This is a genomic window from Gordonibacter pamelaeae (genome assembly GCF_003340385.1).
Taxonomy (GTDB): Bacteria; Actinomycetota; Coriobacteriia; order Coriobacteriales; family Eggerthellaceae; genus Gordonibacter; species Gordonibacter pamelaeae.
This window is the reverse complement of the sequence record NZ_PPTS01000002.1, coordinates 357,801-371,880: the sequence shown is the minus strand read 5'-3', so window position 1 is coordinate 371,880 and position 14,080 is coordinate 357,801. Positions and strand designations below refer to the sequence as shown.

13 protein-coding genes are annotated in these 14,080 nt (G+C 67.9%); all 13 read left to right on the top strand.

Features of this window, described 5'->3' with window-relative positions; translation table 11 throughout:
- The first annotated feature begins 6 nt into the window (after positions 1 to 6).
- The gene (gene hisD / locus C1877_RS04250; protein ID WP_041239734.1) at positions 7 to 1,377 is read left to right on the top strand and encodes a histidinol dehydrogenase; all 1,371 of its coding nucleotides are present in this window, start codon (positions 7 to 9) and stop codon (positions 1,375 to 1,377) included.
- The gene (gene hisC, locus C1877_RS04245; RefSeq protein WP_114568562.1) at positions 1,370 to 2,461 is read left to right on the top strand and encodes a histidinol-phosphate transaminase; all 1,092 of its coding nucleotides are present in this window, start codon (positions 1,370 to 1,372) and stop codon (positions 2,459 to 2,461) included. Before hisD ends, hisC begins: the two co-directional genes overlap by 8 nt.
- Before the next feature lie 91 nt (positions 2,462 to 2,552).
- Complete coding sequence (gene hisB, locus C1877_RS04240) at positions 2,553 to 3,146, top strand: imidazoleglycerol-phosphate dehydratase HisB (protein WP_114568474.1); 594 nt, start codon at positions 2,553 to 2,555, stop codon at positions 3,144 to 3,146.
- A gap of 77 nt (positions 3,147 to 3,223) precedes the next feature.
- Positions 3,224 to 3,910, top strand: a complete 687-nt coding sequence (gene hisH / locus C1877_RS04235; RefSeq protein ID WP_114568473.1) for an imidazole glycerol phosphate synthase subunit HisH — start codon at positions 3,224 to 3,226, stop codon at positions 3,908 to 3,910.
- Between the two features lie 3 nt (positions 3,911 to 3,913).
- Positions 3,914 to 4,687: a 1-(5-phosphoribosyl)-5-[(5-phosphoribosylamino)methylideneamino]imidazole-4-carboxamide isomerase gene (hisA, locus tag C1877_RS04230; protein WP_114568472.1), complete on the top strand. Its 774-nt coding sequence runs from the start codon at positions 3,914 to 3,916 to the stop codon at positions 4,685 to 4,687.
- A 174-nt stretch (positions 4,688 to 4,861) separates the two neighbouring features.
- Complete coding sequence (gene hisF / locus C1877_RS04225; RefSeq protein WP_114568471.1) at positions 4,862 to 5,626, top strand: imidazole glycerol phosphate synthase subunit HisF; 765 nt, start codon at positions 4,862 to 4,864, stop codon at positions 5,624 to 5,626.
- 593 nt (positions 5,627 to 6,219) lie between these two features.
- Positions 6,220 to 6,537, top strand: coding sequence for a phosphoribosyl-AMP cyclohydrolase (gene hisI, locus C1877_RS04220; RefSeq protein ID WP_015540371.1), 318 nt, complete (start codon positions 6,220 to 6,222; stop codon positions 6,535 to 6,537).
- Positions 6,538 to 6,789: 252 nt separating this feature from the next.
- Positions 6,790 to 7,452, top strand: a complete 663-nt coding sequence (gene fsa, locus C1877_RS15425) for a fructose-6-phosphate aldolase (protein ID WP_220149892.1) — start codon at positions 6,790 to 6,792, stop codon at positions 7,450 to 7,452.
- The gene (gene rho / locus C1877_RS04215) at positions 7,449 to 9,140 is read left to right on the top strand and encodes a transcription termination factor Rho (RefSeq protein ID WP_220149891.1); all 1,692 of its coding nucleotides are present in this window, start codon (positions 7,449 to 7,451) and stop codon (positions 9,138 to 9,140) included. Before fsa ends, rho begins: the two co-directional genes overlap by 4 nt.
- Before the next feature lie 15 nt (positions 9,141 to 9,155).
- Positions 9,156 to 10,226 carry a signal peptide peptidase SppA gene (gene sppA / locus C1877_RS04210; RefSeq protein ID WP_114568469.1) on the top strand — a complete coding sequence of 357 codons (1,071 nt, stop codon included), beginning with the start codon at positions 9,156 to 9,158 and terminating at the stop codon, positions 10,224 to 10,226.
- Positions 10,207 to 12,261, top strand: a complete 2,055-nt coding sequence (locus C1877_RS04205) for a methionine--tRNA ligase (protein ID WP_244909788.1) — start codon at positions 10,207 to 10,209, stop codon at positions 12,259 to 12,261. Before sppA ends, C1877_RS04205 begins: the two co-directional genes overlap by 20 nt.
- Before the next feature lie 47 nt (positions 12,262 to 12,308).
- Positions 12,309 to 12,785 carry a ribonuclease HI gene (rnhA, locus tag C1877_RS04200; RefSeq protein ID WP_015540368.1) on the top strand — a complete coding sequence of 159 codons (477 nt, stop codon included), beginning with the start codon at positions 12,309 to 12,311 and terminating at the stop codon, positions 12,783 to 12,785.
- A 169-nt stretch (positions 12,786 to 12,954) separates the two neighbouring features.
- Positions 12,955 to 14,073 carry a coiled-coil domain-containing protein gene (locus C1877_RS04195; RefSeq protein WP_015540367.1) on the top strand — a complete coding sequence of 373 codons (1,119 nt, stop codon included), beginning with the start codon at positions 12,955 to 12,957 and terminating at the stop codon, positions 14,071 to 14,073.
- Positions 14,074 to 14,080 lie beyond the last annotated feature (7 nt).

Here is a 14,080-nt window from a genome sequence, read left to right as displayed (position 1 = left end):
CAGCCCATGCGTCGTGTGATACTCGAACCCGGCGAGGTTTTCTCGAACAAGCACCTGAAGCGCACCGGCGCGTTCAACGCCGCCGCGCTCACGGCGGCCACCGCCATCATCGAGGACGTGCGCGAGCGGGGCGACGGCGCCCTGCGCGACTACACGGAGCGCTTCGACGGCGTGCGCCTGGAGGATTTCCGCGTGCCGCAGCTGGCCGTCGACGAGGCCGCGGCCTACGTGGACGACGGCACGGCGCGCGCGCTGCGCCAGGCCGCGAGCCAGATCCGCGATTTCCACGAGCGCCAGCGCCAGCAGAGCTGGTTCACCGTGCGCGAGGACGGCGCGCTCGTTGGTTCGAAGGTGGAGCCGCTGGAGTCCGTGGGCATCTACGTGCCGGGCGGACGCGCGCTCTATCCCTCCACCGTGCTCATGAACGCCCTGCCCGCCGCCGTGGCCGGCGTGCCGCGCATCGTGTGCGTGACGCCGCCCGCGAAGTCGGGCATGCTCGATCCGGCCATCCTCTACGCCTGCCGCCTGGCGGGCGTCACGGAGATCTACGCGGTGGGCGGCGCGCAAGCCGTGGCCGCGCTCGCGTACGGCACGGAGTCCATCGAGCCGGTGGCGAAGATCACCGGCCCCGGCAACGCCTACGTGGCGGCAGCGAAGAAGGTCGTGTCAGGCGATGTCGGGATAGACATGATCGCGGGCCCGTCCGAGGTGTGCGTGGTGGCCGATGCCACGGCCGACCCGGCGCTCGTGGCCATCGACCTCATGGCCCAGGCCGAGCACGATCCGTTGGCGGCGTGCTACCTGGTGACGTTCGACGAAGCCTACGCCGACGAGGTGGAGCGCGCCGTGGAGCGACACCTGGAATCGTCCACGCGCGCCGAGATCACCGCGGCGTCGCTGGCCGACCAGGGGCTCGTCGTGGTGTGCCGCGACATCCCGCAGGCGCTCGAGGCCGTGAACGTCATCGCGCCGGAGCACCTGGAGCTGCACCTCGACCACGCCTTCGACCTCCTGGGCGCCATCCGCAACGCGGGCGCCATCTTCCTGGGCGCCTGGACGCCCGAGGCCGTGGGCGACTACGTGGCCGGGCCGAACCACACGCTGCCCACGGGCGGCACGGCCCGCTATGCCTCGCCGCTGTCGGTGGACGAGTTCGTGAAGAAGTCGAGCGTCATCCAGTACTCGCCGGCCGCGCTCGCCCGCGACGCCGACGCCGTCACCACCATCGCGCGGCACGAGGGCCTGTGGGCCCACGCCATGAGCGTGGAGATGCGCCGGAACCTGTTGCGCACGGGCAACGTGTTCGGCGAGGAGGGCGGCCCTGCGGGCGCGGCCTCGGGTGCCGGCGCCGTGGGAAGCGGGGGTGCCGATGCGTAGCGTGTGCTGCTCGGCCCCGCAGCTCGCGGGCCTTACGCCCTACGACCCGAAGTACCTGCCCGCCGAGGCCGTCCTCTCGGCGAACGAGAACCCGCACGACGTGGAGCAGGAGGTGCGCCACGAGATCATGCGCGAGGTGAAGCGCGTGGCCTTGAACCGCTACCCGGACCCGCTGGCCAACGATCTGCGCGACATGATCGCCGAGGCGAACGGGCTCGACCGCGACCAGGTGCTCGTGGGTAACGGCGGCGACGAGCTGCTGTTCAATATGGCGCTGGCCTGGGGCGGCCCGGGGCGCACGTTCCTCAACCTGCCACCCACGTTCTCGGTGTACGAGGCGAACGCGCGGCTCACGAACACGACGGTGGCGAACGTGCCGCGGCGTGCCGACTTCTCCATCGACGAGGAGGCCGTGCTCGCGCGCGTCGCCGAGGGCGGCATCGACTACCTCGTGGTCACGAGCCCGAACAACCCCACGGGCGAGCTGGCCGGCGAAACGTTCGTCTGCCGGCTGCTCGATGCCACCGACGCGCTCGTCATGGTGGACGAGGCGTACTTCGAGTTCTCGCGCCAGACAATGCGCCCCTATCTGGCACAGCACAAGAACCTCGTGATCCTGCGCACGTTCTCGAAGGCGTTCTCCCTGGCCGGCGTGCGCATGGGCTACCTTCTGGGCGACGCCGAGGTCATCCGCGAGTTCGTCAAGGTGCGCCAGCCGTACTCGGTGGACGCCGTGTCGCAGGCCATCGCGCGCGTCGTGTACGCGAACCGCGCGAAGTTCGAGCCGGGCATCCGCGCCATCATCGAGGAGCGCGCCCGCGTCGTCGACGGCCTCAAGCGCATCCCCGGCGTGAAGCCGTACCCGTCGGACGCGAACTACGTGCTGTTCCGCCTGGAGAACGCCGGCATCATCTGGGAGATGCTCTACGGCCGCGGCGTGCTCGTGCGCGATTTCTCGCGCGCGCCGGGTTTGGAGGACTGCCTGCGCGTGAGCATCGGCTCACGTGAGGAGAACGACGCGTTCTTGCGCGCCCTGCGCGATGCCGTGATGGGTAAGTGCGATCTGGAGGTTCCGTCGGCCTGACGGCCGCCGGAGCGGGCCGACGCTGCGGGCTTCCGCGATGCCCGGTCTCGCTGACGTTGCTGGACCAGCGAGCTTAGAGAAAGAGACGAACATGAACCAACGAACCGCCACCGTCGAGCGCACCACGAACGAGACGGATATCCGCATAGCCGTGAACCTCGACGGCACGGGCGCCGTCGAGGTCGAGACGGGCGTGCCGTTCTTCGACCACATGCTCACGGCCTTCGGGCGGCACAGCCTGATCGACCTGGCCGTGCGCGCGAAGGGCGACGTCGAGGTGGATGCGCACCACACGGTCGAGGACGCGGGCATCGTGCTGGGCCAGGCCGTCGCCCGCGCGCTCGGCGACAAGCGCGGCATCGCGCGGTTCGGCTCGCTCGCGCTGCCGATGGACGAGGCGCTCGTGCTGGCGGCCGTGGACATCTCCGGCCGCGGCCAGCTGCACTGGGCCGTGGACGTGCCGTGCGTCATGCTGGGCTCGTTCGACGCATCGCTCGCCAAGGAGTTCTTCGTCGCCTTCGCCGCGAACGCGGGCCTTACCCTGCATGTGCGCAGCTTGGCGGGCGAGAACGCGCATCACCTGGTGGAGGCTTCGTTCAAGGCCGCCGCGCGCGCCCTGCGCCAGGCCGTCGAATGCGACCCGCGCATCGGTGACGCCCTGCCTTCCACGAAGGGCGCGCTGTAGGTTACGACGGCCTGACGCTGCGGGCACCGCGAAAGCCCTCGCTGACATGATTGGCAAAGTGAGATAGGAATAGCTGAATGACGATTGCTGTGGTTGACTACCATAAGGGCAACCTGAAGAGCGTCGAGCGCGGCTTGGCGGCCGCGGGGGGCGACGTGCTCGTCACCGACGACGCTGCCGCCATCGCCCGCGCCGACGCCGTCGTGCTGCCCGGCGTGGGCGCGTTCGCCGACGCGGCCGCCACGATGGAGGCGCTCGGGCAGGCCGGCGTCGTGCGCGAGCGCATCGCCGCCGGCGTGCCGTTTTTGGGTATCTGCCTGGGAATGCACCTCATGTTCGAGGAGGGCGTCGAGGGCGCGCCCGACGAGGACGACGAGTCCTCCACGCACAACGCGCGCGGCCTCGCCGTCCTCCCCGGCGTCGTGGGCGCGATGCCGAAGCAGGACGAACAAGGCCTCTCCTACAAGGTGCCCCACGTGGGTTGGAACACGGTGCGGTTTCCTGGCGAGCGGCAGGAGGGCGAGGTCGATGGGAGCTCGCCCCTGTTCGACGGCATACCGTCGGGCACCTACTTCTACTTCACGCACGGTTTCATCGCGCCGTCGGGCCCGTTCGTCGTCGGCGAGACCGCGCACAGCGTGACGTTCCCGAGCGCCGTCCGGTACGGCGACGCCGCGTTCGGCGTGCAGTTCCATCCCGAGAAGAGCTCGGACGCCGGAGCGCGTCTGCTGCGCAATTTCGTGTCCATCGTGAAAGGGGCGTGAGCCGTGTACCTGCTTCCGGCCATCGACATCCTGGGCGGCAAGGCCGTCCGCCTCGCCAAGGGCGATTATAGCCGCGTGACCGTGTACCACGACGACCCCGCCGCGCAGGCGCAGCTGTTCGAAGAGCAGGGCGCGACGTGGCTGCACGTGGTGGACCTCGACGGCGCGCGCTCGGGCACGCCTGAGAACATCGCCATCATCGAGCGTATCATGCGCAAGACGCTGCTCAAGGTGGAGGTGGGCGGCGGCGTGCGCTCGCTCGACACCGTCGCGCGCCTGGCCGACGCGGGCGTGTCGCGCGTGGTGCTGGGCACGTCGCTCGTGGCCGATCCCGCCTTCGCCGAGGCCGCCATCGCGCAGTACGGCAAGCTCTTGTGCGCGGGCATCGACGCGAAGGGCGGCGAGGTGGCCGTGGCCGGCTGGCGCGAGGGCGCGGGCGTGGCGGCCGAGGAGCTGGCGCGCGACATGGCGGCGCTCGGATTCCGGTACCTCGTGTACACTGACATCGCGCGCGACGGGATGCAGACCGGCATCGACCCGGCCGCCTACGTGCGGATGGCCGAGGCGTTCGGCCATCCGGTGACCGCGTCGGGCGGCGTGGCCGGCATCGTCGACATCGAGGCGCTCGGCCGTGTGGCCGGCTGCATCGAGGGCGTCATCGCGGGGCGCGCCGTGTACGAGGGGGCGCTCGCGGTGGCCGACGGCGTGCGCGCCTGCGACGAGGCCACGCGCATCGCGGAAGCGGCCGCCGTGGCTGCGAATCCCTGCGGATTGTAGCGTTGAGGTTCCGGCACGGTCAGCGAGCGAGCCTCTCGCGAGCGCGGTTGCCGGGAAGGTTTGACGAAGCGTGCCTTGGCACGTGAGGAAAGCCTGGAGCGGCAAACGGGCCGCGAGAGGCCCGCGCAGCGTCGGCATGTCCGTCGTTGCGTCAGCGACGACGGAAGGACGAAAATGCTAGCGAAGCGCGTGATCCCCTGCATGGACGTGAAGGACGGGCGCGTGGTGAAGGGCGTCAACTTCGTGAACCTTCGCGACGCGGGCGACCCCATCGAGCTCGCGCAGCGCTACGACGAGGAGCGCGCCGATGAGGTGATCTTCCTCGACATCACGGCCACGAGCGACGACCGCGCCACCACCGTGGACCTCGCCAGCCGCGCGAGCGAGCAGCTGCACCTGCCGTACTGCGTGGGCGGCGGTTTCCGCAGCGTGGCCGATATCCGCACGATGATCGCGGCCGGCGCCGACAAGGTGTCGGTGAACTCGGCTGCGGTGGCGGACCCGTCGCTCATCACGAGCGCGGCCGCCGCGTTCGGCAGCCAGGCCATCCTCTGCGCCATCGATGCGAAGCACGTCGCGGGAGCGGGGGACAAGTGGGAGGTGTACGTGCACGGCGGCCGCAAGGCCACCGGCATCGACGCCGTGCAATGGGCGCAGGAGGCGGCGCGACGCGGGGCGGGGGAGATCCTGCTCACCAGCATGGACCGCGACGGCAGCCGCGACGGCTTCGACTGCGCGCTCACCCGCGCCGTCGCGCGCGCCGTGGACATCCCGGTCATCGCCTCGGGCGGCGTGGGCAAGCTCGAGCACTTCGCCCAGGGCGTCATCGAGGGCGAGGCCGACGCCGTCTTGGCCGCCAGCGTCTTCCACTTCGGCGAGCTCACCGTCCGCCAAGTGAAAGAGCACATGCGCGCCCAGGGAATACCGGTGAGACTGTAGCGCTGTCGCGCCACCGTGTCCCTGCATTTTCTTGAAAAAAGAATATTTGCTCTGGCTTTCCCTTTGACGCACATCCAGCCGATTAGCACAATCTGACGACCTTCGCGTGCAGTGGCCCTCGAAGCAGCCGCTCTACGCGCGGGGTATGCGGTGCTGTGGACAAGAAGGAGCAGTTGTCGCTATTCTGGATAAAAGATAATTAAACCATAGGCTGCTACCAGGCGTTTCGCAAACGCCGCATTCGCGACCCCTTGATTTATGCCCAAAATCTATAGACTACCGAGCCTTTTTGTCCATTATGCTTTCAATCATATATAAAATCACCGCGATCATGCGAAAAGCGCATCGCGCGTGCAGCACAATGCGCGATCACCGACTATGCGTGAAAGGAGCAGCCTGTTTACGTAGCTATAGTCGTCGAATTGAAGAACTCCGCGTTCAAGCCCGAGTTTGCGGGTAAACTGAACTTCCGCCGAGGTGCTGCCGGAAGGCTTCGCCGACCTGCTGCCGTCGACGGAGGACATCGAGAAGCGGATGTGAGAAGGCGCTAGTGCGGCAGCTGTTGCGCAATTTGCGAGCGAGGAGAAAGCATCATGGACGTCCCTGAACTGACTTACAACGCCGACGGGCTGATCCCCTGCATCGTGCAGGACGCGGACACGCTCGAGGTGCTCATGATGGCGTGGATGAACGAGGAATCGCTCGCGCTCACGATGGAGCGCGGCGAGACGGTGTTCTGGAGCCGCAGCAGGCGTGAGCTGTGGCACAAGGGCGCCACCAGCGGAAACACCCAGAAGCTCGTGGAGCTGCGCTATGACTGCGACGCCGACACGCTGCTTGCGCTCGTGCATCCGGCAGGTCCCGCCTGCCACACGGGGGAGCGCAGCTGCTTCTTCCGCGCGATGGGCTAGGCCCGCCCCGCGCCGAGGCGCTTTCCCACATCGCCTTGCTTGATGACGAAGCGTGCCCCAACCTCCATCGCAATTCCACGATATGCGGCCTGATGTGCTTGAACGATCGCGGATCATGCGCTAACATGATCGAAGTTCTGAATATCCCACCGTTGGAAAGCCATCTAACATCCAATATTCCACTTCAGGCATGCACGCGTGCGCTTGCGCGCGTTTCCAAGCAGATTTACCCATAAGCATAAGGAGGACTAGGTGAAATTCTTTCTGGACACCGCCGATCTCGCGGAGATCGAGGAGGCGGCCAGCTGGGGCGTTCTGGCGGGCGTGACCACGAACCCGACGCTCTACGCGCGCACGGGCGGCAAGCTCGCCGACTTCCACAACCATATCAAGCGCATCTGCGAGATCGTGGACGGTCCCGTGTCCGCCGAGAGCGTGGCCATGACGCGCGACGAGATGGTCCGCGACGGCCGCGAGCTCGCCGCGCTCGCCGACAACGTGGTGGTGAAGCTCCCCACCATGATCGAGGGCCTGGCTGCCACGAAGCAGCTGGCCGCCGAGGGCATCCCGGTGAACATGACGCTGTGCTTCACCGTGCCGCAGGCCATCATGGCCGCCCGCGCCGGCGCCCGCTACATCAGCCCGTTCGTGGGCCGCTTCGACGACATCTCCGAGAACGGCCTCGCGCAGCTCGAGGACGTGGTGGCCGCCGTGAACAACTACGACTTCGGCCACGACGTGGAGATCATCGCCGCGTCCGTGCGCAGCGCGAACCACGTGGCGCAGGCCGCCCTCATGGGCGCCGACATCGCCACCGTGCCCTTCGCCGCGCTCAAGAAGTGCGTGCAGCATCCGCTGACCGACCGCGGCCTCGAGGCGTTCCTCAAGGACTGGGAGAAAGTGCAGAACGCATGAGCGAGAACGAATCAGCAACCGTGGCGCCCGAGGCGCCCGCCCCGGCAGCCAAGCCCACGCGCCGCCGCTCAACGAGCGTGAACGCCGGAGCCGCCGCGAAGGCGCCGGCCGACAAGGCAGCGGAACCGCAGGCCGAGGCCGCATCCCCCGCACCGCGCACGGCCAAGACGCCGCGCAAGTCCGTCAAGGCCGGCGGCCAGGCCGCACCGCAGCAGGGCTCCGGAACCGCCAAGCGCCCGGGCCAGAACTCCAGCGGCAACAAAGGCGGCCAAGGCCAGAACCAGGGCAACCGCCAGAAGCAGAACAACCAGCGCCAGAACGCCTCCGGCGGCAAGCAGAACAACAACAACAACCGCCGCCAGCGCCGTCCGCACGACAACAACCGCGGTCCCCGCGAGGTGCAGCCCAGCGTGTCGCGCGACGATCTGGCCAAGCTCAAGGTGGCCGAGCTGCGCGAGAAGGCGGCCGAGCTGGGAGTGGACGCCGCCGGCCTCAAGAAGGCCGAGCTCGTCGAGGCCGTGTTCGGGGCCAGCGTGAAGGCCGAGGGCTTCATCGAGGTGTCCGGCATCCTGGACATCCTGGCCGACGGATACGGCTTCTTGCGCACGCAGGGCTACCTGCCCAGCGAGACGGACTGCTACGTGGGCCTGTCCACCATCCGCCGCAACGGCCTGCGCAAGGGCGATATGGTGTCCGGGCAGACGCGCCCGGCGCGCGAGAACGAGAAGTACGCCGCCATCCAGAAGGTCACGGCCATCAACGGAACGCCCATCGAGGAGTGCGGCAACCGGGTGCGCTTCGGCGACCTCACGCCGGTCTACCCCGACGAGTGCTTCCATATGGAGCACGGCAAGAACACCGTCACGGCCCGCGTCATCGACCTTGTGAGCCCCATCGGCAAGGGCCAGCGCGGCCTGATCGTCAGCCCGCCGAAGGCCGGCAAGACCACGGTGCTGAAGAACATCGCAGCCGCCATCACCGCGAACAACCCCGACGTGCACCTCATGTGCCTGCTCGTGGACGAGCGTCCCGAGGAAGTCACCGACATGGAGCGCTCCATCAAGGGCGAGGTCGTGTCCTCCACGTTCGACATGCCCACGGAGAACCACATCGCCGTGTCCGAGCTGGTCATCGAGCGCGCCAAGCGCCTTGTGGAGTGCGGCAAGGACGTGGTCGTGCTGCTGGACTCGCTCACGCGCCTCGCGCGCGCCTACAACCTGGCGCAGCCGGCATCGGGCCGCATCCTGTCCGGCGGCGTGGACTCCACGGCGCTCTACCCGCCCAAGCGCTTCCTGGGCGCCGCCCGCAACATCGAGGGGGGCGGCAGCCTCACCATCCTCGCCTCGGCGCTCATCGACACCGGCTCCAAGATGGACGAGGTCATCTTCGAGGAGTTCAAGGGCACGGGCAACATGGAGCTCAAGCTCGACCGCAACCTCGCCGACCGCCGCATCTTCCCGGCCATCGATCCCGTCGCCTCGGGCACCCGCAAGGAGGAGCTGCTGCTCGACCCGCAGGAGGCGCCGCTCATCTGGGCCGTCCGCCGCATCCTGTCGAACACGAACAGCACCGAGCGCGCCATGGACATGCTCATCAAGTCGCTCAAGCAGACCGAGACCAACCAGGAGTTCCTGCTGCGCACGGCCAAGAAGGCCCAGCACACCAAGGGCGACGCCATCGAGATCTAGCAACGGAGGACCACTATGCCCCAGGACAACAACTGGCAGCAGCAGGTGTGGCAGCAGCCCGCCGCCCCGCAGGGCGCCCCGGCCCCCCAGCCGCAAGGCTGCCCGCCGTACTACCAGCCCGAGCCGCCGAAGAAGAGCCGCGGCTGGATCGTCGCGCTCGTGGCGGTGCTGTGCGTGTTCGGCATCATCGCGCTGGGCATGTGGTCGTGCACGTCGGCCGTGTCCTCGTCGTTCGGCACGCTGGGCGCGCTGGGGTCCACGGCTACCACGTCGGACGTCGACTACCTGACCTCGGACGCGGTGGGCGTCATCGACATCGACGGCACCATCCAGTACGACGGCACGACCTGCAGCCCCGAGGGCTTGAAGGCGCAGCTCGACGTGGCCGCGGAGAACAAGCACATCAAGGCCGTGGTCCTGCGCGTGAACTCCGGCGGCGGCACGGCTACGGCCGGCGAGGAGATGGCCGCCTACGTGCGCGAGTTCTCCGAAAGCTCCGGCAAGCCCGTCGTGGTGTCGAGCGCCTCCATGAACGCGAGCGCCGCCTACGAGATATCGAGCCAGGCGGACTTCATCTACACGGCCAAGACCACGGCCATCGGCGCCATCGGCACGGCACTGCAGGTCACGGACCTGTCCGGCCTGCTGGACAAGCTGGGTATCTCCATCGAGAACGTCACGTCGTCGGACTCCAAGGACTCCAGCTACGGCACGCGCCCGCTGACCGAGGAGGAGCGCGCCTACTACCAGAACATGGTGAACCAGATCAACGAGACGTTCATCCAGACGGTCGCCGAAGGCCGCGACATGACGGTCGAGGAGGTGCGCGCGCTGGCCACCGGCCTCACGTTCACCGGCATGGAGGCTGTGGAGAACGGCCTGGCCGACGAGATCGGCACGCGCGAGGACGCCGTGGCCAAGGCCGCCGAGCTGGCCAACACGACCGCGTACAAGACCGTGAAGCTCGACAACCCGTCGTCGAGCTTGTCCGACCTGCTGAATCTGATGTCGGAGAGCCGCCTGTCGGCCGACGACCTGGCCCAGGCCTTGAAGGAGCTGGAAAACGATGGCAGCCTTGCCCGATAACGCACCAACTTTGAGCGCCGCTCCCGCCGAGGAGCGCGTCGTGTGGCCGAAGCGTGCCGTGGTCACGGCGGGCATGCCCTACGGCAACAAGCCGCTGCACTTCGGGCACATCGCCGGCGTGTTCGTGCCCGCCGACGCCTTCGCGCGCTTCCTGCGCGACCGCATAGGACCCGAGAACGTGCGCTTCATCAGCGGCACGGACTGCTTCGGGTCGCCCATCAACGAGGGCTACCGCAAGCTGGTTGAGGCCGGCGAGTTCGACGGCACCATCGAGGAGTACGTGCAGAAGAACCACGACGCCCAGAAGGCCACGCTCGACGCCTACGGCATCAGCCTGTCCATCTACGAGGGGTCCGGCATGGGCCATTCGGGCGACGTGCACCAGCTCATCAGCGGCAAGTTCATCGAGAAGCTGCACGAGAACGGGCATCTGCACAAGCGCGCCACGCTGCAGTTCTACGACGCCGAGGCGCACACGTTCCTGAACGGCCGCCAGGTGACGGGCCGCTGCCCCGTGCAGGGCTGCAAGTCCGAGCACGCCTACGCCGACGAGTGCGACCTGGGGCACAGCTACGCGCCCGAGGACCTCATCGCGCCGAAGTCGTCCCTCACCGGTACCGTCCCCGAGATGCGTCCGGTGGAGAACTGGTACTTCGACCTGCCCGCCTTCGGCGACTTCCTGCGCGAGCGGGTGGCCGCGATGGAGGCCGACCCGAACATCCGCGCCATCGTGCCGCAGGCAATAAAGGAGTTCCTGGCGCCGCCGGTCGTCTACATCAAGAACGACGCGCGCGAGGCCTACGAGGCCGTGGCCGCCGATCTTCCCGCCCACGAGCTGCGCGAGCCCGAGAAGGGGAAGCAGAGCTTCGAGATAGAGTTCGCGGACATCGACGCCCGCGACGCGGCGCGCGACGTGCTGGGGCAGGCGGGCATCCGCTTCCGCACCGGCAAGGCGCTCGTGCCGTTCCGCATCACGGGCAACATCGAATGGGGCGTGAAGGCCCCGGTCATCGAGGGGCTGGAGGGGCTTACCGTGTGGTGCTGGCCCGAAAGCCTGTGGGCGCCGATGTCGTTCACCATGGCTGTGAACGACCAGATGGGGCTGCCGCGCGGCAGCTGGCGCGACTGGTGGTGCTCGAAGGACGCCGAGGTCTACCAGTTCATCGGCCAGGACAACCTGTACTTCTACGGCGTGGCCCAGCCTGCGCTCATCGACGCGCTGCGCCCCGGCGACCTCATCATGCCGGGCGTGGCGGAGAACCCGCTGCGCCAGACGCGGCTCGTGGCGAACCACCACATCCTGTTCGGCGACAAGAAGGCGTCGTCGTCGGGCGCGGTGAAGCCGCCCACGGCCGACGAGCTTCTGGACTTCTACACGGTGGAGCAGCTGCGTGCGCACTTCCTGGCGCTCGGGCTCGACCAGAAGTCCGTGGGCTTCAAGCCCAAACCGTTCCTGGCCACCGAGGAGGAGCTTGCCGACCCGCGCGTGGCCGACCCGGTGCTCAAGGAAGGCGCGCTGCTCACGAACGTGTTCAACCGCCTGGCCCGCAGCTGCTTCTACGAGGCGCAGAAGAACTTCGAGGGCTACCTGCCGCTCGGCCGCCCCACGGAAGCCGCGCTCGCGCGCGCGAACGAGACGCTTGCCGCCTACGACCGCCTCATGCTGAAGGTGGAGCTGCATTCCGTCATGTCGCTCATGGACAACTTCATCCGGTTCGCGAACAAGCACTGGTCCGAGGGCATCCGCGCCGCCGAGCTGGAAGAGGACGACGAGGCGCGCCGCCAGGTGCTCGTGGACTCGTTCTACCTGCTGCGCGTGGCCACGCTGCTCATGCACCCCATCGCGCCCGCGGGCACCGAGAAGATCTGCGACTACCTGAGCTTCGAGTTCGACGACTTCTTCAGCTGGAACTACGACCTGGAGGACGTGGGCGAGCTGTGCAGCGCCGGCGAGATCGACGAGGGCCGCCACCGCATCCGCGAGCTGCTGCCCCGCTTCGACTTCTTCGAGAAGCACCCGTCCCAATACAAGTAACCCGAAGGCGCCGCTCACGCGGCGCCTTCCATCGCGAAAGGGCATTCATGCAGGTAGACATCTTCACTGACGGCTCGGCGCGGGGCAACCCGGGGCCGGGCGGGTACGGTGCGGTCATGCGCTTCGTGGACGGCGCCGGCAAGGTGCACGAGAAGGAGCTCTCGCAGGGCTATGAGCACACCACGAACAACCGCATGGAGCTCATGGCCGTGATCGCGGGCCTCGAGGCGCTGAAGCGCCCGTGCGACGTCACGCTGTACTCCGACTCGCAGTACGTGGTGAACGCCTTCAACCAGCATTGGGTGGACGGCTGGCTGAAGCGCGGCTGGAAGAACTCGCAGAAGCAGCCCGTGAAGAACGACGATCTGTGGAAGCGCCTGCTGGCCGCCAAGAAGCCCCATCGGGTGGAGTTCGTCTGGGTGAAGGGCCACGCCGGCCACCCCGAGAACGAGCGCTGCGACGAGCTGGCCACCGCCGCCGCGGACGGGGAGGGGCGCATCGCGGACCAGGGGTTCGCCGGGTAGGGGCCCTGCTCGTCCATCGGCGCGCGGCCCCGGCCTCGCCTTGCTCTCGCATCCGCTTGCGCTGTGATGTTCCTGTATCGATACGGTTGTGCCTTGGAAACGGCGGAGCACGGTCTGTTAGACTGTTGCTCAACGTATCGGAGCTAACGAAGCAGGTGGAGGCCCCCACATGCAGCACAGTGCAACGAAAGCGCGCGCCAAGGGCGCGCTGGCCGGATTCGTCGCGGCATCGCTCGCCGCATCCCTCATGATCCCCTCGCTCGCCTTCGCCGAGCCGACGTCCGCCGAGAAGCAGGCCGAGGCCCAGTCCGCGCTCGCCTCGCTCAACGCGATGCAGGACAAGCTGGAGCAGACGGCCATCGCCTACGACGAGGCGGTGGCGGCCCAGAAGGAAGCCGAGGCCAACCGCAACGAGGCGCAGGCGCGCATCGACGAGGCCACCGGCCAGATAGCCGATCTGCAGGACCATCTGGGAACCCGCGCCCGCAGTATGTACCGTACCGGCAACAGCACCCTGCTCGACCTGCTGTTCGGCTCCACCACGTTCGCGGCGTTCGCCACGAACTGGGATCTGCTCAACACCCTGAACCAGAACGATGCCGACCTCGTGCAGCAGACGAAGGACCTGCGCGCCGAGGTGCAGGAGCAGGAGGCCGTGCTCGCCGAGCAGGAGCGCATTGCCAAGGAGAAGGCTGACGAGGCAAAGCGCAGCAAGGACGAGACGGCGGGAACCATAGCCTCCATGCAGGCCACGTACGACAGCCTGAGCGCCGAGGCCGCCGCCCTGCTCGAGCAGGAGCGCGCCGCCCAGCAGGCCGCCGAGGCCGCCAAGGCCGAAGATGTGGTGAACGCCTCGATCCAGCAGGCGGCTGGCGGCAACGCGGGCAACGCCGGCAACACAGATGGCGGCAACACGGGCTACACGCCCTCGCCGTCGCCTGCACCCTCCTACGACGAGGCCATCGCCGGTACCGTGGTCGGACGCGCGTACAGCCAGATCGGGAAGGCGTACGGATACGGCGACCCGAGCTACGGCGCAGGTCCGAACGAGTACGACTGCTCCGGTTTCGTGTCGTTCTGCCTGTTGGGCAGTTACTCGCGCATGGGCAGCACCTCGACGTTCATGGCTTGGCCCACCGTAAGCGACCCCCAGCCGGGCGATGTGTGCGTCAACTCGGGCCACTGCGGCATCTACATCGGCAACAACCAGATGATCCATGCGGCCACCTACGGCGTGGGTGTCGTCATCGGTCCGGTGCAGGCGGGCATGAAGATCGTCCGCCCGTAAGCGCAAT

Coding starts and splice junctions, on each gene's coding strand:
- hisD (WP_041239734.1), top strand. CDS start 7: ATGCGTCGTGTGATACTCGAACCCGGCGAGGTTTTCTCGAACAAGCAC.
- hisC (WP_114568562.1), top strand. CDS start 1,370: ATGCGTAGCGTGTGCTGCTCGGCCCCGCAGCTCGCGGGCCTTACGCCC.
- hisB (WP_114568474.1), top strand. CDS start 2,553: ATGAACCAACGAACCGCCACCGTCGAGCGCACCACGAACGAGACGGAT.
- hisH (WP_114568473.1), top strand. CDS start 3,224: ATGACGATTGCTGTGGTTGACTACCATAAGGGCAACCTGAAGAGCGTC.
- hisF (WP_114568471.1), top strand. CDS start 4,862: ATGCTAGCGAAGCGCGTGATCCCCTGCATGGACGTGAAGGACGGGCGC.
- hisI (WP_015540371.1), top strand. CDS start 6,220: ATGGACGTCCCTGAACTGACTTACAACGCCGACGGGCTGATCCCCTGC.
- rho (WP_220149891.1), top strand. CDS start 7,449: ATGAGCGAGAACGAATCAGCAACCGTGGCGCCCGAGGCGCCCGCCCCG.
- sppA (WP_114568469.1), top strand. CDS start 9,156: ATGCCCCAGGACAACAACTGGCAGCAGCAGGTGTGGCAGCAGCCCGCC.
- C1877_RS04205 (WP_244909788.1), top strand. CDS start 10,207: ATGGCAGCCTTGCCCGATAACGCACCAACTTTGAGCGCCGCTCCCGCC.
- rnhA (WP_015540368.1), top strand. CDS start 12,309: ATGCAGGTAGACATCTTCACTGACGGCTCGGCGCGGGGCAACCCGGGG.
- C1877_RS04195 (WP_015540367.1), top strand. CDS start 12,955: ATGCAGCACAGTGCAACGAAAGCGCGCGCCAAGGGCGCGCTGGCCGGA.